Genomic DNA, 18,187 nt, shown 5'->3' on the forward strand with positions numbered 1-18,187 from the left:
GAAAACGTATTCACTGAATAATGACGATAGACGATATAGCTCTGTTCCTGTTGATCCTGACGCGCGTGCTCGGGCTCTTCTTGGCGGCGCCCGTCTTCTCTCATCGGTCGATACCTGTCGTAGCCAAAATCACGCTTGCGTCCGCGTTTGCGATCATGGCTTTACCGATGGTCGATGTGAATATCGTGATGCCGACGGAGGTCTGGAGTCTAACGCTGTGGTTTGCCAAAGAGCTTGTTGTTGGGGCAATGATGGGCATCGGAATACGCATGATCTTCTTCGTGCTCGATTTCGCGTCCCACGTCATCACCGTGGAGATCGGACTGCAACCGGGCCAAGCGTTCGATCCAGGATCCGCTAGCCAAGGCAATCCTTTGGGCACCATTATCTACTTTCTCGGCTTGGCTATTCTGCTTTCGGGAAGCGAGTACGATATCTTGATCGCATTCATGCGGAGCTTCGAGATTGCTCCTTTGGGCTTTTTCGAGCTCAACTCCTACGCTGCGGACTACGTGATATTGAAGACCGCAGATATTTTCAAGATCGGGATTTTGATGGGAGCACCTATCATCGCAGTGAACTTCTTGGTTAATCTCGTGTTTGCCGTACTTGGAAAGGTCGTGCCAAAGCTGAACGTTTTTATCCTGAGTTTCTCGGCTCGAATCTTCCTCGGCACTACGGTGCTAGCCCTCACAGTAGGTTTGATCGCGCACTATGCGGTCAACTACATATCCGGAACCCCAGAAATGATGCTTCGCTTCATTTTGTTCAGACCAGAAGCGTAACCAGATGGCTGATACTGATAAAGATTCGAAGACTGAAAAGCCAACTGGGAAACGGTTGGATCAGGCGAGGCAGGAGGGTAATATGCCTCAGGCACAGGAGATTGGAGTAACTTTCACATTGCTGGCAGGTTTGCTAGTTGTGATGTTCGCCGGTCGCTCGATTGCGAACCAAGTGTTCAGCATATCTGCGTCGCTTTTCGGAAATCTCTCATCGGTTGATTTGTCCGTGAACAATATCAGCTACTTCTTAAACGAGATCATCTTGATGTTGGGACGGCTCTCAGCTCCATTTCTAATCACTGCGATGGTAGCGGGTGTGATAGCGGGCGGCCTTCAGACAAAGTTTCGCCTTACGCCCAAAGCCTTGGGGGTTAAGTTCTCCAAGATCAACCCAATGAAGGGCATGAAGAATGTCATGTCTAAGGATGTTCTCGTTCGGTTCGGACTCGACCTTTTGAAGATGATGGCGATGGGGCTGATCCTTTGGGTGGCCATGCGCAAGATCATCAAGGACCCAATCTTTTATGCTGAAATCGATATCACGCACGTCGGCCTCTTCATCACGGATACGATGGTCTATGTATTCATCCGTCTCACGGTGGCGGTCGGCATTATCGCTATTATCTCCTATGTTTGGCAGCACAAAAAGACCATGGACGGCCTCAAGATGACGAAGGAAGAGGTCAAGCAAGAGCGTAAGGACCAGGACATGAGTCCTGAGGTCCGCAAGGCGCGCATGCAAATGGCGATGCGCTTGATGCAAGGACAAATGCTGGATGATGTGGCCACCGCTGACGTCGTAGTGACAAACCCAACACACTACGCGGTAGCCCTCAAGTACGAGCGCGGCGTTGATTCCGCGCCTATGGTATTGGCTAAGGGAGAGAACGCTTTCGCGCAGCGAATCAAGGCGGTCGCCGCCGAACATGGCGTACCGGTCGTGGAAAACAAGATGGTCGCTCGCATGCTCTACAAAGTTTCACAAGTTGGCTTACCCATCCCGATGGAGATGTTCCAGTCGGTGGCCGAAATTCTCGCGTTTGTCTACAAGACGCACCGCTACTACTTCCACAAGCTCAAGGCTCGTCGTTCCGCCCTCAAGAAGACTAAATAATGAACGACTCTGCAGCACAGTCATTTTCCCTATCGAAGGTCTTCGCGTTCCTGAAGCGTGGCGATACCGCATTGGTCGCCTGTTTGTTCGGCACGGTTCTCCTGCTCGTATTGCCGCTCCCGCCGTTGATGCTGGACATACTGTTGGCAGCTAGCGTGGGCGCTTCCTTGCTGATCCTTCTGATCATCGTGTACGTAAAGGAGCCATCCGAGTTCTCCGGATTTCCAACGGTCTTGCTTGGTGTGACGCTATTCCGACTGGGTCTAAACGTGGCGTCGACCCGCTTGATCCTGCTCGATGGATACGCGGGCAGCGTGATCGACTCTTTCGGTTCCTTTGTAGTGAGAAACAACTACTTGGTGGGAACCGTCATTTTCCTCATCTTGGTAGCGATCAACTTTATCGTTATCACCAAGGGTGCGGGACGTATCGCGGAAGTTGCAGCGCGTTTTACCTTGGACGCGATGCCAGGTAAGCAGATGGCGATCGACGCCGAGCTCAACGCTGGGATTATCGACGAAGTTAAGGCGACTAAGCGTCGCGAAAAGGTGCAGAAGGAAGCCGACTTCTACGGCTCGATGGATGGTGCCAGCAAGTTCGTGCGAGGTGACGCAACTGCGGGTATCTTGATTACCGTGATCAACGTGCTTGGTGGAATCGCCATAGGCATGTGGCAGCAGGACATGAGCTTCCAGGAAGCGCTGCAGCGCTTCACCCTTCTCTCGATCGGTGACGGTTTGGTTTCCCAGATCCCAGCGCTCGTAATCTCTCTCGCAGCCGGTCTTCTAGTCACCCGTAATTCGGGGGAGGATGAGGATCTCGGCTCGCAAATCGGTGGCCAAGTTGCCGCTTATCCGAAGGCCCTAGGCGTGCTCTCTGGCATGCTGGGTCTCTTCGGAATCATACCGGGAATGCCTTTCATCCCCTTCTTTATTATGTCAGCCGGTGTCGGAATCGGGGCGATCGCTCTTAGTCGAACTCAAGACAAAAAGAAGGCGGAAGAAAAGCTGAAGGAAGTAGAAGAAGAGGCTAAGTCGCGCCAAAACGGAGCGGCGCCGGGAGGCCATGGCGACGACCCCAATGGATCGAAGCACCTGCCGGCTGAGTTTGAAAAATTAATCGAAGTAGATGTGTTTGCTCTAGAAATTGGATTTAACCTACTCACTCTCGCGGATAAGGCTCAAGGCGGCGATTTGCTGGAGCGCGTGACCGGAGTTCGCAAAACCTTAGCCCGCGAGTTGGGTATCGTGGTGCCACCGATCGCGGTGCGTGACAACATGGAGCTCGAAGGGCAAGAGTACCGTTTCTTGTTGCATGATAAGGAAGTCGCTCGTGGCGAAGTCATGCCGAATCGTTGGATGGCGATGAACGTCACCGGCAGCGAGGCGGACTTGAAAGGCATCCCTACCAAGGAACCGGTTTTCGGCATCGATGCGGTTTGGGTGGACGACGACGAAAAGAAGAACGCCGAGATCAACGGCTTCTCCGTGGTCGATTGCGCGTCTGTCCTGATCACTCACCTATCAGAATGCTTGAAGACTCACGCCCATCATTTGCTCAGTCGTCAGGATACGCAGAAGCTGGTGGACCATGTCGAAGAGACGCATCCAGCCTTAGTACAAGAACTCATGCCTGATCTCGTATCCATCGGTACGATACATCGCGTTTTCCAAAATTTACTTAAAGAAGGGGTGGCGATCAGGAACCTTACCTTGATCCTAGAAGGGATAGGGGATTTCGCTCCCATTTCCAAGAATCCTGACGACTTGTCCGAGTATGTTCGCCGTCGCACGGGTGAGTTTTTCGTAGCTGAGTATGAGTCCGAGAAGGGGGTTCTGAAAGCGATTACTATGGATCCGCGGCTCGAGCAAGTATTGGCCTCTAAGGTGCAACGCACAAATACGGATTATACACTTTCCCTAGATCCTCAGCTGGCGCAGTACCTACTCCGAGAGCTTGCCATAAAGGCTAACGACCAGATCGAGAACGGTCTATTACCTATTCTCGTAACGGCGGCGGAAATACGCTTGCCCTTCAAGAGATTCTTCGAACCTTCCCTGCCCAAGCTTAACATCTTGAGCTACCAGGAACTCCCGTCGAGCACCGAGATTATGAACCATGCTATCATATTATTTCCGGACTTCGCCCAGCAGGAGATGCAATCCCAAGCGCGTGCAAACGGATCGACGGCAGCGGCCGCCGAGGGACCGATGGCAGCTAGCTTTCAACCTAATTGATAAACCAGAACTTTTAGGTAACTTATTTCAATGAGCCAGAAACCTACACCAGCCGGCACCCAGATAAAGCTTCTCGTGAATACCGCGAGCGAGGCGGTGAACGTCATACGCGAAAAGTATGGCGAGCAGGCACGTGTCCTTTCGGTCAAGCAAGTGGAAGCGGGTGGTTTGAAGCGATTGGTGAGCAAGCCTCGCTTGGAAGTGATCGTCGAGGTCTTGGGCCAGATTCCGCAAGCTCCAGCGAATGCGAAGCCTTCCGCTACAGATTCACCTGCGCCTTCTTCGCATAAATCTGATATTCAGAAAAAGGATACGCTGGAAGCGAAGCCTAAAGCGGAAAAGCCGAAAGAGGCCTCTCTTAATAAGAGTCCGATCGGAGATCTGTATTCAAAAAGCAAATCAGAAGAAGGCTCGGATAGCTATTTCTCGCAGTTCGAAGAGGATGAACCTGACGAGGAAGCACCGCCTAGTGAGCGGGAAAAAGAAGCTCCCTTGGGATCTGCGGCTAATCCTGTTAAGCGCGGCACTCTTGAGGCCGTGCAGCGGGCAATTTCTATGCTGGAGTCGGTCGGCTTTGATCGCTCCTTGATCGAGCGAATCCGGTCCGAGGTGGATTTCAAAGATATCGGCTCGCTACCGACTATGGATCTCTACGCGAAAATCTGCGATTGGTTGCGTAGTCGTTTTCCTCATACTTCCAAGCCGGAGCTAGGCTCTCGTCGTGCTTTTATCGGCTGCAGCGGAGTGGGGAAGACCTCAGCTTTGTGCAAAATGCTTTCTGCAGACGTTTTTGTGAACGGCTTGGCGCCCACGGTTTTGAAGATCGATTCTGAGTTGCCCAACCCGAGCGACGGCTTGGAGGTCTTTTGCGAAATCATGGGAGTGGGTCTTGCCCGCTCTGCGAGCGAAGTGGGAGAAACCGACGCCGAGCGTCCGCTGCTGGTGGATATGCCAGGCTATTCCTTGGCAGACGCGAATTCCGTGCAAGCTTGCCGTGACACCTTGGACGAGATGCAGATCGACGAGCGCATCGTGGTCGTGAACGCTGCCTACGAAGCGGAACTCATCGCCGACATGCTCGGCACTGGCGAATCGATCGGAGCGACGAAAGTGATTTTCACCCATCTCGAAGAGACCCGCAAAGCGGGCAAGCTGTGGAAGTTTTTGTTAAACCGCCGTATGGAACCGCTCTTCTTTAGCGAGGGCCCGAATCCAGCTGGCGAATACACCATGGAAACCTACAGCTATTTGTTGGAGCGTTCTTTCCCGAACGGACGACAGCTCGCTGCCGCAACGAAGCGAGGTAAGCCGGTGGGCGCCGCGCAATCAAGGGAGGGCGACTTTAGGTCATGATGTACACTATGCTTATGGGAGGAATGCTCGGCTTTGTGTCGATCTTTCTCGTCGCATTAGGAGTGGGGAAGGACCCGCTCAGCGCCCTTGGACAAGCCAGCATGGGAAGCTTCCTTTGCGGCCTGTTGTTCCTTTGGGTCGGACAAATTTGGATAAAGAATGTCAGGCAAATGCTCATGGAGAAGCGTCAAGCCGCTGTCGCTGCGATGGCGGAAGCTGAAGAAAGAAAGAAGCAAGACGCTAAAGAGCGCGGTTCAAAACCCGTATAACTACTCAACCAACTATGAATGATATTAACGTGAAGGAGAGCAAAGACAGTTCAAAGGGGAAAAAGGCACAGGCGGCGAAGGCTTACGGAGCCAGCGATTCTTCGAAGCCGGCTGTCCAGAATCCAGAGCTTTTTGAGACGTACATGCCTCTCGTGCGTTCGATCGTGGCTCGTATCAAAATCAACCTGCCACCCCACATCGATGAGCAAGATCTGCACAGCGTCGGCATCACCGGCCTGATCGCAGCGCTCAAGAAGTACGACCCGGCTCAGAAGAAGTCGTTTGGCTCGTACGCCGCGATGCGTATACGTGGTTCCATCCTCGACGAGCTACGTCGCATGGACTGGATGCCTCGCAACGCCAGAACCAATTTCAAGAAGCTCCGAGCTACGATCGAAGAGGTCGAGCAACGCCTCGGTCGTCCGGCGACAGAGGAGGAGATTCGAGCTGAGCTCGGGATCAGTCGCAAGGAGTACGACCAATTGATGGCGGAAACGCGTCCGGTTAGCTTCCTGCCGCTCGACAACGCCGCTGCTGGCGGAGACGACGGAGAAGGTGCTGACCTGTACGAAGTCATCCCCGACGACAATGTCGTGCCTGTCACCTCCAAGATGGAGAAGGACGAGGTCACGCGTCTGGTTGCTGAGCGAATCAATCAGCTACCTGAGACACCGCGCAAGGTATTGGCGATGTACTATTTTCAGGACATGCGCCTCGCGGAAATCGCGGAAGTGTTTGGGCTGACGGAGTCGCGCATTTGCCAGATCCACTCCCAAGCGATCATCAGTTTGAGGAGCTACATCACAACTGTGATGCATAAGTAGTGTAATTCACTGCGTGAGTAAAGTTCTCCGTCGGGCGGCCGATAGGAGAGACCACACGAGTCATGTTTGTAATAATCGGAGCTATCATAGTACTAGGCGCGACAGTCGGAGCTTTTCTCTGGTCTGGCGGTAGCCTCCTGTTGCTCTGGCACCCGCCGGAATTTCTCGCGATTTTCGGAATCACGGCCGGAGTGGCGGTCATCTGCGCGCCCAAGGACGTATTGATACATACAATCCATTCGATCATCGGCGCCCTCAAGGGATCTGGCCCTAACAAGGATGACTATCTCGACTTGATGAAGGTTATGTACGAGCTTTTCATGCTAGGCCGCCGCAATGGCTTGCTCGCTCTTGACGAGCACGTGAGTTCCCCGGAATCGAGTTCCATCTTCTCCAACTACCCCAATTTCCTGGCGGACAAGGACAAGGTATCGTTTCTCTGCTCTGCCTTGCGTCCGATCATCGATGGCAAGATCAAGCCCGACCAGCTCGAACCATTGCTCAAGGCTGAGATCGACGCCAAGAAACACGCGGCCCACGGCCCGATCAACGTGCTCCACTTGCTAGGCGACTCGCTACCTGGTATCGGCATCGTGGCGGCGGTAATGGGTATCATTTTGACCATGAGCGTCTTGGACCAAGGTGTTATGGTGATCGGAGGTAAAATCTCCGCAGCGCTTTCCGGTACCTTTCTCGGTATCTTCGTGGCCTACGGCTTTATCAATCCGCTTTGCAACGTCATCGAGTTCGGCAACGAGGCGGAGGAAACGTACTACATTTGCATGTCCCGCTCGATTGGCGCCTTCGCTCGCGGGTTGGCTCCCATCATGGCAGTCGAACTCGCTCGTCGCAGTCTGGAAGCCAGCATGGTACCGAGCGCGGACGATCTGGAGAACATCCTGAAGTCCTCTACTGGAGGCTAGGACGTGTCTATGAAGCAATTGGGAACACACCACGGTGGCGCTTGGAAAGTGGCTTATGCGGATTTTGTTACCGCGATGATGGCGCTTTTTATGGTTCTTTGGCTGACTTCGCAGGACGAGGCGCTAAAGCGCGACTTGGCCAAGTATTTCCAGGACCCTTACAACACTCCGATGGACAATTCCATGGGGGTGATCGAGAGCAAAAGCAAAGGGCAGGTTTCGAACCTGGACGGGCAGTCCAAGGGCAAGGCGGAGATCTCGGATTTCAAGGTGCTCTACGATATGGCTCAGGAATTCATGCGCCTTCTCAACATTGAGAGCGCCAACCCGGACCAAAAACCGATCGACCTAGATGTTACCAGCGATGGTCTCCGGGTGACGCTCTACGACCGAGACGCCCACCCATTCTTCGTGGAAAACTCCGCAGACTACACGCCTTGGGGTTCGTTTGTCATAGAGACGCTCGCTTGGCTGGTGCAACGGCATAGTTTTATGGTTCGAGTGGACGGTTATGTGTCAGAAGGCTTCGAGGGTGATGGTTGGGACTACACCGCTTGGGAGCTTTCGAGCGATCGGGCCAACTCCACTCGTCGTTTGCTGGAGCGGTACGGGGTAAGGCCTGGGCAATTCGAATCTGTCACGGCGCATGGTACCCGAGATCCTCTTCCCTTTATGCATCCGACGGCCGAGTCGAACGATCGCGTCGCGATAAGCCTTGTCTTGTCTGAGCTCTTTAACATTTTCGACGAGCGTGAGGCGGAGGAAGCCTCGAAGACGTTCCCAGAATAAAAATGGATAGTTATCTTTCAGGCAGAGAACAACTTGGAGAATCTAAGAAAAAGAAGGATTCCCTGAACCTGCCGGCCGTTTCTCAAGGTTTCGGCCAGCTCGCAGCACCCGAATCCGAAGACCACGAAGAGAACGAGGTTTGTGGTGAAGGTGGCAGCAAGGTGGCGTACGTGTCGGAAGACGGCCGCGTGACCAAGATCGTCGTCACCTGCAATTGTGGGCAAATCACCGAAATTGACTGTAAGTACGAAGACTAGCCGCTGCAGATACTGCCTCTCTGAGTAGGGTATTTTTTGCCGTTTGGTTTCGGTATCTTCATAAGTTGATGTAGGATAGGGTTTTGTGTAGTTGGCATATTGGTTGCTTTGTAGCACCCAAATGTTGAACGGAGTCTATCAAAACGCGGCGGCCATGACGGGCCTTGAGAACTGGAACAATTCGATTGCCCAGAACATTTCTCAGTCATCGACTCCTGGTTACAAGAAGGGGATGCTCTCCTTTGAGGGAGTCGAAGCGGGCAAGGTAGGCGTAAGGAACGATTTCGGAAACATTCTTGAGCATGCGACCATCCAGACTAGGGGAGTCGATACGGTAGATTTTTCCAGCGGATCGATCGTCACCACGAATGGCGACTTCGATTTCGCTCTCGAAGGCGAGGGATTCTTCGAGCTTCGGGCGGGAGACGGGCAGCTTGTTTACACCCGCGATGGACAGTTCAAGGTCAATGACGAAGGCGAGCTCGTGAGCAAGCAAGGCTTCCACGTGATGGACGACACGCGTAACGTCATCAAATTGCGTGCGGGTGAAGGCAAGTTCTCTGCTGCTAGCGATGGAACGCTTACTCAGGGCGAAGTCCCTCTAGCTCAGCTTAGCATCCGCGATATCGAGCGTCCGGAAAATTTAGTCCGCTCGCACGGTGGATTTGTAGTCGGGTCGAACGACACGGGGAGGATTCGTCAAGTGGAGGATCCAGTCATCCGCCACGGATCCCTCGAGCAGAGCAATGTCTCTTCAACCACAGAGATGATCAATCTCATCAACGTTTCCCGTTCCTTCCAAATCAACCAGAAGGTTATCCAGCAGCACGACGACGTGCTCGGAAAGGCGATCCAATCACTCGGCGGGCACTAGGCCGACTGAAAATAATTTCTAACAACTAAACGATCTAAGAACATGAGCATCTCACTATACTCCGCAGCGAGCGGCATGGAGGCACAGCAGACCAACCTCAATGTCATCTCCAACAACATAGCGAATGTGAGCACGACTGGCTTCAAGAAGAGCAAGGTCGAGTTTCAGGATATGTTCTACCAAGTGCCGAAGTCGGTCGGCGCAGACTCGGGAGGCAGCGTTATTCCCACTGGTATCCAAGTCGGTACCGGTACTCAGGTCGTATCGACTTCCAAAGTATTCACCCAAGGCCAGGTCTCGCAAACTGGTGAGGATATGGACGTAGCGATTGTGGGCGATGGGTTCTTCCAGCTCACCGGTGCTGACGGCGAACCTTTGTATACTCGCGACGGAGCGTTCAAGGTTGGACCCGACGGGCAGGTGACCAATTCTCAAGGCATGGCTGCTGTAGGCTTCCCAACTCCTCCAGCTGGCGCGAACAACATTTCTATCAACGGCAATGGCGGGGTGACTTTTACCTCTGACAACGGCGACATCCTCGGTACAGGAGACATCAACCTCTCTCGTTTCCGCAATCCCTCCGGACTCTTGGCTCTTGGCGGCAATCTGTTCCGCGAAACGGATGCCAGCGGACCTCCTACGGTGGGTGCTCCGGGTGAAAATGGAACTGGCACCCTTCAACAAGGCTATCTCGAGACCTCGAACGTGAACATCGTCGAAGAGATGGTGAACATGATCCTCGCCCAGCGAGCTTATGAGATTAACTCCAAGTCGATCCAGACTTCGGATTCCATGATGCAACAAGTTAGCCAGCTAAAGCGCTAGTCATGAAACTCTCTATTCTACTTCGACTTTTCCTCGGCCTCGGCCTTGCGATCTTTATTTTCGCCTCCGCGCTGCGTGCTTCGCTCGACGAAATTTTGGCCCCGCTACCCGTTGCGGAAGCGTCGCTCGCGTCGTCTGCGAAGATGCAGCCCGTAAGATCTGTATCCAAAATTCAATCGCTATTAGATACAGCTCCTCCCGTCGAAGAAACCTACGAGGTCGATTCCATTCTCGTGTCCGACGTGCACGACGCGATTACCAGCGAGCTTGCGGCGCACCTCAGGATAGCGGGGGACTTGACGCTTGTCGCTCTGCGAGACCTGCCAGACCTTTCGGCTTACTCTCAGCCATTCGTCGTTCGTCTCAATAATGCCCCGGCGAACCTGTCGCGTGGAAATGTGCTCCTCCGCTTCCAAGTGGAAAACGAAAAAGGCGTGCTTGGCGAGTGGAACGTGCCGTTCCGTGCCCACATCTTCAGCGAAGTTTGGTACCCTCGTTCGCAGCTTCGTCGCGGAGAGCTTGCCACTCCCTCCGACTTCGAGAGCCGTCCGGTCGACCTTTTAGCAGAACCTGCAGCAGTTCCAGCCAATCTGGAGAGCCTTCTACGCCACGAGTACAGCCGTGATATCGTTCCTGGCAAGCCGCTCAAGTGGACAGACCTCATAGAGCGATCGCTCGTCCGCAAGGGGGATGTTGTAGAAGTTTCAGCGGTAACCGGCCTTCTCGCCATCACAATGAGAGCGATCGCCCGTCAAGACGGCAGCGACGGCGACCTCATTCTCCTGCGAAATATCGACTCTGCGAAAGAATTCTCCGCTCGTGTGATCGGCGAGAACCGAGTCGAAGTCATCTTTTAGCAAACTTACCCTTTTATCGAAATGCGTATACGATTTATAACTACAATAGCCTTAGTTCTTGCTGCTTCTGTTTGCGGAAAGTCTCTATGGGAATCGCCCAGAAATACCGAACGTGGTATGTTTGCGGATCGGACTGCTACGAATGTGGGCGATATTCTAATCATCCAAGTGGATGAGGAGACGGTCGCAAATCGCAGTTCATCCAAGACCTCGTCAGCAAACGGAACTTTGACCCAGGCACTCGGCGAGATCATTATTCCAGGGATCATCGATACTTCCGATGGGGCGGTTCCTTCGTTCGACCTGCCCGGCACCGTAGACTCTTATACCGGCGGTGGCTCTGTGACTGAATCTAATCTCCTCCAGTCGAAGATCGCTGTCATGATCATTGATGTACAACCAAATGGAAACCTGATCGTCGAAGGGGCTCGCAAAGTGAAGGCTTCCGGCGAGGCGCAGTACCTAGTCGTGCGCGGTGTTGTCCGCGGAGACGATGTCTTAGCCGACAACTCAGTGATGTCCGCCAACGTTTTGAACGCGAATGTCGAACTCTTCAACGAAGGTGACCTGAAAGATGCCCAAACGAAAGGCTGGGTGCACAAGTTGATCAATGTGGCTAACGTGCGTTAGTCCCACCCAGTTTTCACCACCACCTCATTCCTATTTCTCGCAAAGTGAAACTCCTAGCTCGCACAATCCTGTTTCTCGTCGTATCCGCAAATTTATTACATGCGGCTCGGGTTAAGGATCTCGTAGTCGTCGATGGCGGACGAGACAATCAGCTTGTAGGCTACGGGCTTGTCATTGGACTCGCTGGTGACGGCGACAGTGATTCGCCCATGACCATTAACGCAGTTTCCAACTCTCTGCGTCGCTTCGGTCTTACCGTTAACGCGGATGACTTGAAATCCAAGAACGTCGCTGCAGTTATGATTACCGCGGACATCCCGCCCTTCGCTCGCGAAGGCACGCGTATCGATGTAACTGTTTCCTCTATTGGCGATGCGGAGAGCTTGCAAGGTGGCGTGCTTCTTCAGACACCGCTTTTGGGTGCGGATGAAGCAGTCTATGCGGTCGCCCAAGGCCAAATCGCGGTAGGAGGCTACCTCGGCGGAAATGGTGGAGCAGGGGGCGCTACTGTCCAAAAGAACCATCCTACGGTTGGGCAGATAGCAAATGGAGCCATCGTGGAACGCGAGATCGATATGGAAGTAGGCAAAGGCGGTCACGTTAAGCTTTTGCTGCGCAATCCCGACTACAACACATCCTCCAAGCTCGCGGAAGGTATCAACGTCATTTTCCCATCCAGCACCATCGCGGTCGACGCGGCCGCTGTCCAAGTCACAATTCCTGAGATGTACCTCGGCCGCGAGGTCGACTTCATTTCCTCAATCGGCGGGATTACGATCGAACCAGATACTCCCGCCCGGATCATCATTAACGAACGCACAGGCACGATCGTCGCAACTGCAGGCGTGCGGGTCTCGACCGTCGCAGTGAGCCACGGCTCCCTGAGCCTCACCATCGCTCGCTCCCAAAACGTCTCCCAGCCAGGAGCGTTGGCACAAGCAGGTGAGACCGCTGTAACCGAAGGGACGGAGCTGACGGTCACCGAAGAGCTCGGAGCTTTCCACATGATTCCCGACTACCCGACTATCCAGCAGGTCACTAACGCGCTGAATGCTATGGGCGTCTCGACCCGTGAAATGATGTCGATTCTCCAAGCGATGAAAAGCGCAGGAGCCCTGCAGGCTGAACTCATCATCAAGTAGCACGCCCGCGAAACTTTAAATCTAACGAAACGAAAAATGGACGTAACAAGCACAGCGATGTCAGGCCTTACCGGCAGTTCCTGGAAGGAGCAAATGCTCACCAAGGGAACTTCTCGCGCAGAGCAGATGCAGCAGCTGGGCGGAGAGTTTGAAGGAATCCTCCTGCGTCAATTTCTAGACGAAGCACTTAAGCCGATGGATCCAGAAAATGGATACTTTGGATCAGGCTCAACGCCCATGTATGAACACTTAATCAAGGACTCCTTGGCCTCCAGCATTACCCAGAGTGGATCTCTCGGATTCTCTTCCGTGCTGCAGGCTCAACTGTTTCCTCAAGAACTAAACGAAGGAAAGGGAACAAATTCCCATGAGTAACGACTTTGAAGAAAAGGACTGGAATCCGCTAGTAGAGTTGCTCCGCAACGAGGTGCAGGAATACGGCGGTTTGTATAATCTTCTCGAGCGCCAGCAGGACGAAATCTTCAGCCGCGACCCTCAGCTTGTACTAGCCACTAACTCCGAGATAGAGAGTTACATGTCTGAGATGGGCGGACTTCGCGTGCGTCGCGAAGAATTCGTCCGCGAGATGGCTCGTGGCTGCGGTGCCGACGAAGAGCAGCCGCTCTCGAAGTTGATCGTTCATTTTCCAGACTTCATGCAGCCCATGCTCCAAGCACTTGTGGATGAGATAAACCACATGATCCGCCGCACTCGCCAAAAAGCTCGTCAAAATTTCATGCTGCTTTCCCGCACGATGGAAATCAACCACGAGACCATGCAGAAGCTTCAACCGGAAAATTACAACCGGACCTACTCGAAGAAAGGGCGGGTCGGCGTTAAGACCAAATTGCCCACCCGCTACCAAGCGTTCGTGTAGTATCATTTTCACGACTCGAATTCAAAACTTGGATACCCACACCACATGTCCACAAACATCATAGGCGAACTTGCCAACGCTAGCAAAGCTCTCACCGCGCACCGGTTCGGGGTGACGACTGCCGGCAACAATATGGCAAACGTCAACAACCCTGACTACGCCCGCCAACGGGTGGTGATCGGGGAGGATGGATACGTGCAGACTGTGGGCGGTCCCCGTGGACTGGGTGTCCAAGTGCAAGGTTTCGAGCACATGCGTGACGCGGTCCTCGACCGGGAGATTCTACGCGAGACCAGCTTGAATGCCTCGCTCACATCGCAGCAATCCGCACTCGCCAAGGCTGAGTCCAGCCTCGGACAAGAGATCACGCGTGCGGGCGACTCGCCTTTCATCGATGGTGCTACTGCGAATGGCGGCGGCAGCGGTGGTATCGCGGAAACGCTCAACAACTTTTTCAACGCATTCCACTCGCTTTCCGCAAATCCCGGATCGGATGCGGAAAAGGAATCTCTCATCCAGAAGGCTGATATCCTAACTGAGAAGCTGAATGTCACTGCTGAACGCTTCGGCGATTTGCATGACGATATCGGCCTACAAGTTACCACGGATTTGGGTCAGGCGAACCAAATGATCGAAGAGATTGCTCGCCTGAACTCGGAGATAGCCCGGGCAGAATCGGGTGGGGCGGGGCAAGCTCTTAGCCTCCGCGACCAGCGCCAAGGCGTATTGGAAGACCTTTCTGAGATCATGCAGGTGCGGGTGGAAGAAATTCCAGAGAGTGCGGGCCAAATTCGCGTGTACGTCCCGACCATCGGAGGCGATGCCCCTCAGCTCGATCTCGTGGAGCGTGGACGCTTCCAGAAGGTGGATTTCATCGATACCACAGGTCCGAATCCCAACTACCAGTTCGTGGTGGGTGACGACCAGATCCGGATCGACGTCAAAAGTGGCAGCATCGAAGGTGCCTTGACTGCTCGCGACGGCGCCATCGCCGAGTACCGCCGTGGACTCGATGGTTTTGCCAAGGAGCTGGTGACAGCCGTCAACGCCATTTATAACCAGGGAGCATCCACAGCAGCGATTGCTGCTGCCAATATTTCAGGAGAGCTCGGCGTACCCATTTCTGCCTCGGTGATCCAAGCGGGTATTGCAGCTGATAACTCAGGTGCGACGCCTGCAGAGATCGCGGCTGCGATGATCGATGCTCAAGCAACAACCAATGGGGTGGTCGTACCAAGTGTTGAGGAAATCGAGACCTCAGTATCGGGACGATTAGATTTCTTCGATCCAAGCACCACGACTGCGACGACCATTCGCCTCGCATCCGGGCTTAACTCCTCGACGCTTCGCACCACCGGTGAACTCGATCAAAACAAGGGTGACAACTCGCTCGCGCTCGCCATCGCTGAGCTCGACGACGATCGACTCGCTGGATTAGGCAACCGCGACTTCGCGAGCTACTATCGTTCCGTCGTCACCAACCTCGGTGAGAACGTCGCCAAGGTCGATGCTCGCCTTGAGGACGAGACCATCGTTTTCGACATGCTCAAGCAGCAGCAGGAGTCCGTATCCGGAGTTTCTCTAGATGAGGAAATGACGGATATGATGAAGTACCAAAGAGCCTTCGAAGCGACGGGTAAGCTTATCCGAGCGATCGACGAGATGCTCGACGTGATCGTCAATCGACTCGTCTAATCCAGAGTTTGAATACGCTATAATCTCAGTTTTCCCACAAAGATGAGAGTCACCACCAATACCTTCCCAGACACCCTTCTCGGTCACCTTCAACGCACGACCAAGGACATGAATATGCTCAATGAGCAGGTGTCGACTGGTCAGCGTATTTCCAAGGTTTCAGAAGACTCCGCTTCCGCCAACCGCATCCTCGACATGCAGGAGGAAAAGGGGCGCATCACTCAGTTTTCCAAGAACGCGGCCCGTGCACAGAACATTAACAACACCACCATCTCGCAGCTGCAAAATTTCATGCAGATCTCCGATCGTGTCGGCGAGCTCGCGACTTTGGCGGACGGTTTGAAAGGGCCGGACGGCATGCGAGCCTACGCTGAGGAAGTGGACGAGCTCATCGAGCACGCCATGCAAAGCGCCAACGCAAAGTTCAATGGCGAGTACATTTTCGGAGGCATGGATACCGGCTCGGAGCCTTTTGCCTCCACAGTAGTTGACGGCAAGATCACGAACGTCGCCTATCAAGGCGCCGTGGATGGGGCCGAGTTTCATTTGTCCGAAACAGGGAAAATTCAACCGTTCACCGACGGAGCGACCAACGAGAAGTTCGCCAGTTTCATCAACAAGATGGTGACACTGCGTGATGCTCTAGAAACGGGTGCCCCGGACGCCGTCTCCGCTGGAATGCGTACCAATCTCGAAGATTCGGAAGACGACCTGATTTTCGCCCTTAGCCGCCAAGGTTCGGTGCAAATGCGTATCGAATTCGACCTCACTCTCAACAAACAACGCTTCACGGACCTCGAAGAGAACATCTCATCCGAGGCGGACGTGGACATTGCGCAAACTATCGTTAGGTTAACCCAAGTGCAAAACGCCTACCAAGCTTCGCTCAAAAGCGCTGGCCAAGTGCTGAACCAGTCGCTGCTCGACTACCTCTGATAGTCGAAAAGGCCTAACACCCAACTAGACCACATTATTCATGAAAGTCGCACCCGAATCACAGACGGAAAAACAAGTTTGGATCAAGCCGATGGAGTTTGAACTCCCAGCGGGATTGATCGGTCTGGAAGACGCAACGCGTTTCGAGTTGTTGATCAACGAGGAGGAAGAACCCTTCATGTGGATCCGTTGCGTAGATCGCCATGAACTCGCCTTCGTCGTCATCGAACCAGCTAAGATTTTGACCGACTACGACGTCGAGATCGCAGATGCCGACGCGGACAAGCTAGATATACACTGCTCCGAGGACGCTCTTATCCTCAACATCGTCACCATCAAGAACGACGATATCGAGTCGGCTACCGTCAACCTAGTCGGACCTATTGTACTCAACCGCCGGACCCTTACGGGCAAGCAGCTGATCGCCGCCAACTACATGAAATTCTCTGCCCGCCACCCGCTGTTGGCAGAGAGCGCCGTGGCATCCTAACCGAAACAGCAGCACCCAAGTAAGGACTCCGATATGCTAATACTTTCCCGCAAAGTGAACGAGGCGATCGTCATCGCCGATAACATCGAGATCAGAATCACCCGTATCGACGGGGACACCGTGAAGATCGGCATAGACGCTCCGCGTTCCGTGCCGATCGTCCGCAAAGAGCTCTTCGAGGAAATGCAAAAGACCAACCAGGAAGCGATCGCGACACCTGTCGTTGCGGCTGCAGGCGAACCGTCTGCTAAGCCAAAGCTCTCCGGTCTGGCCAAGAGCCTAGCATCCAAGAAGCAGTCAAAACAAACAGCAGGCCTCTCGCACAACCAGGACGCATGATGCGTTCGCGAGAAGCACAGCTACAGATAGTCAACCCAACTAACCTAATGGAAGAGGTCGTAATATGGTTATTAACACAAACTCGAATGCAGTTGAAGCTGCCAGCAGTCTTCAAAGAAGTTCTGCAATGCTCAGCAAGAGCTTAGCGCGTCTAAGTTCAGGCTCAAAAATCATCAACCCGTCCGACGATGCTGCCGGACTCGCAGTATCCGAAAAGCTCGAGGCTCAAAACGCCCGTGTCTTGGCGGCAAGGACCAACACGCAAAACGCGATGTCCATGTTGCATACGACAGACGGCTTCCTGCAGGGAATGATGCAGACGCTGAACCGTATGAGTGAGCTCTCGATGATGACCAAGGACGTCACTAAGAATGACAGTGACAAAGCACTTTACGAGCAAGAGTTTGAACAGCTCAAGGATCAGCTCCGTAGCGTAATCGGAAGCAATGAGGTTAGCCTCGGGTCGAATGATTCTAGTTGGGCCGTGGCGGGTGAGGCGATTGGAACGTTTAATGGAATTGAACTGTTTGGAGATCGTATCCCATTGCCAACTGTGGTGGGTGCGACGGGTAACCAGTTCATGGATATCCCAGCGATGAATTTGAAAGATCCTGATTCCAGCTTCGCTATGTTACTCAATGATCCCGATGCTGGAGGAGGTCTCTTCGTTGAGGGTGTCTCTGTCGCTGGAACGGATACCATTGCTCACTTGACGGCTACGATTCAAGAGATCGCTGAAAGCCGCTCTCAGATCGGCTCGCTTCAGTCACGCCTCGAGTTCGTGGAAACGCAGCTTACGACGCAGAGTCAAAACCTCGAGTCTGCCAATTCTCGTATCCGAGATGTGGACGTAGCGGAGGAGTCGACGCGCCTCGCCAAGTATCAGATTCTCGTCCAATCCGGCACCGCAATGCTCACGCAAGCGAACTCTCTACCGGAAACGGTTCTTCGTCTGCTGAATTAGTCATCCA

21 protein-coding genes are annotated in these 18,187 nt (G+C 53.6%); all 21 read left to right on the forward strand.

The features are described from left to right. Positions 1-20 precede the first annotated feature (20 nt). The 21 genes from QEH53_RS10220 (at position 21) to QEH53_RS10320 (ending at position 18,180) form a co-directional block, all read left to right on the forward strand. Positions 21-785: a flagellar biosynthetic protein FliR gene (locus tag QEH53_RS10220; RefSeq protein WP_309023085.1), complete on the forward strand. Its 765-nt coding sequence runs from the start codon at positions 21-23 to the stop codon at positions 783-785. A gap of 4 nt (positions 786-789) precedes the next feature. Further along, the gene (locus QEH53_RS10225; RefSeq protein ID WP_309023086.1) at positions 790-1,899 is read left to right on the forward strand and encodes an EscU/YscU/HrcU family type III secretion system export apparatus switch protein; all 1,110 of its coding nucleotides are present in this window, start codon (positions 790-792) and stop codon (positions 1,897-1,899) included. Continuing rightward, entirely contained in the window at positions 1,899-4,136 is a 2,238-nt protein-coding gene (flhA, locus tag QEH53_RS10230; RefSeq protein WP_309023087.1) for a flagellar biosynthesis protein FlhA, read from the forward strand. Before QEH53_RS10225 ends, flhA begins: the two co-directional genes overlap by 1 nt. A 30-nt stretch (positions 4,137-4,166) precedes the next feature. Then, positions 4,167-5,489: a hypothetical protein gene (locus QEH53_RS10235; RefSeq protein ID WP_309023088.1), complete on the forward strand. Its 1,323-nt coding sequence runs from the start codon at positions 4,167-4,169 to the stop codon at positions 5,487-5,489. Then, on the forward strand, positions 5,486-5,758 hold the full coding sequence (locus QEH53_RS10240) for a hypothetical protein (RefSeq protein WP_309023089.1): 273 nt from the start codon (positions 5,486-5,488) through the stop codon (positions 5,756-5,758). The genes QEH53_RS10235 and QEH53_RS10240 overlap by 4 nt, the downstream gene beginning before the upstream one ends. 14 nt (positions 5,759-5,772) lie before the next feature. Further along, positions 5,773-6,582 (forward strand): FliA/WhiG family RNA polymerase sigma factor, encoded by an 810-nt coding sequence (locus QEH53_RS10245; RefSeq protein ID WP_309023090.1) that lies wholly within the window; start codon positions 5,773-5,775, stop codon positions 6,580-6,582. A 62-nt stretch (positions 6,583-6,644) separates the two neighbouring features. Beyond that, positions 6,645-7,505, forward strand: coding sequence for a motility-associated protein (locus QEH53_RS10250; protein WP_309023091.1), 861 nt, complete (start codon positions 6,645-6,647; stop codon positions 7,503-7,505). Positions 7,506-7,514: 9 nt separating this feature from the next. Beyond that, positions 7,515-8,294, forward strand: a complete 780-nt coding sequence (locus tag QEH53_RS10255) for a flagellar motor protein MotB (RefSeq protein WP_309023092.1) — start codon at positions 7,515-7,517, stop codon at positions 8,292-8,294. A 2-nt stretch (positions 8,295-8,296) separates the two neighbouring features. After that, complete coding sequence (locus QEH53_RS10260; RefSeq protein ID WP_309023093.1) at positions 8,297-8,551, forward strand: hypothetical protein; 255 nt, start codon at positions 8,297-8,299, stop codon at positions 8,549-8,551. A gap of 121 nt (positions 8,552-8,672) precedes the next feature. Then, entirely contained in the window at positions 8,673-9,425 is a 753-nt protein-coding gene (locus QEH53_RS10265; RefSeq protein ID WP_309023094.1) for a flagellar hook-basal body protein, read from the forward strand. Positions 9,426-9,467: 42 nt separating this feature from the next. Beyond that, entirely contained in the window at positions 9,468-10,250 is a 783-nt protein-coding gene (flgG, locus tag QEH53_RS10270) for a flagellar basal-body rod protein FlgG (protein ID WP_309023095.1), read from the forward strand. A 2-nt stretch (positions 10,251-10,252) separates the two neighbouring features. Next, entirely contained in the window at positions 10,253-11,107 is an 855-nt protein-coding gene (gene flgA, locus QEH53_RS10275; protein ID WP_309023096.1) for a flagellar basal body P-ring formation chaperone FlgA, read from the forward strand. Positions 11,108-11,128: 21 nt separating this feature from the next. Continuing rightward, positions 11,129-11,737 carry a flagellar basal body L-ring protein FlgH gene (locus QEH53_RS10280; RefSeq protein ID WP_309023097.1) on the forward strand — a complete coding sequence of 203 codons (609 nt, stop codon included), beginning with the start codon at positions 11,129-11,131 and terminating at the stop codon, positions 11,735-11,737. Positions 11,738-11,781: 44 nt separating this feature from the next. Further along, the gene (locus QEH53_RS10285) at positions 11,782-12,879 is read left to right on the forward strand and encodes a flagellar basal body P-ring protein FlgI (protein WP_309023098.1); all 1,098 of its coding nucleotides are present in this window, start codon (positions 11,782-11,784) and stop codon (positions 12,877-12,879) included. A 36-nt stretch (positions 12,880-12,915) separates the two neighbouring features. After that, positions 12,916-13,254: a hypothetical protein gene (locus QEH53_RS10290; protein ID WP_309023099.1), complete on the forward strand. Its 339-nt coding sequence runs from the start codon at positions 12,916-12,918 to the stop codon at positions 13,252-13,254. Beyond that, positions 13,247-13,756 carry a flagellar protein FlgN gene (locus tag QEH53_RS10295; protein ID WP_309023100.1) on the forward strand — a complete coding sequence of 170 codons (510 nt, stop codon included), beginning with the start codon at positions 13,247-13,249 and terminating at the stop codon, positions 13,754-13,756. Before QEH53_RS10290 ends, QEH53_RS10295 begins: the two co-directional genes overlap by 8 nt. A gap of 45 nt (positions 13,757-13,801) precedes the next feature. Beyond that, positions 13,802-15,451, forward strand: coding sequence for a flagellar hook-associated protein FlgK (flgK, locus tag QEH53_RS10300; RefSeq protein ID WP_309023101.1), 1,650 nt, complete (start codon positions 13,802-13,804; stop codon positions 15,449-15,451). Between the two features lie 42 nt (positions 15,452-15,493). Continuing rightward, positions 15,494-16,387, forward strand: coding sequence for a hypothetical protein (locus QEH53_RS10305; RefSeq protein ID WP_309023102.1), 894 nt, complete (start codon positions 15,494-15,496; stop codon positions 16,385-16,387). A 40-nt stretch (positions 16,388-16,427) separates the two neighbouring features. Beyond that, entirely contained in the window at positions 16,428-16,877 is a 450-nt protein-coding gene (fliW, locus tag QEH53_RS10310; RefSeq protein ID WP_309023103.1) for a flagellar assembly protein FliW, read from the forward strand. A 33-nt stretch (positions 16,878-16,910) separates the two neighbouring features. Next, positions 16,911-17,216, forward strand: coding sequence for a carbon storage regulator CsrA (gene csrA, locus QEH53_RS10315; protein ID WP_309023104.1), 306 nt, complete (start codon positions 16,911-16,913; stop codon positions 17,214-17,216). A gap of 64 nt (positions 17,217-17,280) precedes the next feature. After that, on the forward strand, positions 17,281-18,180 hold the full coding sequence (locus tag QEH53_RS10320) for a flagellin (RefSeq protein ID WP_309023105.1): 900 nt from the start codon (positions 17,281-17,283) through the stop codon (positions 18,178-18,180). Positions 18,181-18,187: the final 7 nt, after the last annotated feature.

The organism is Pelagicoccus sp. SDUM812002 (genome assembly GCF_031127835.1).
Taxonomy (GTDB): Bacteria; Verrucomicrobiota; Verrucomicrobiia; order Opitutales; family Opitutaceae; genus Pelagicoccus.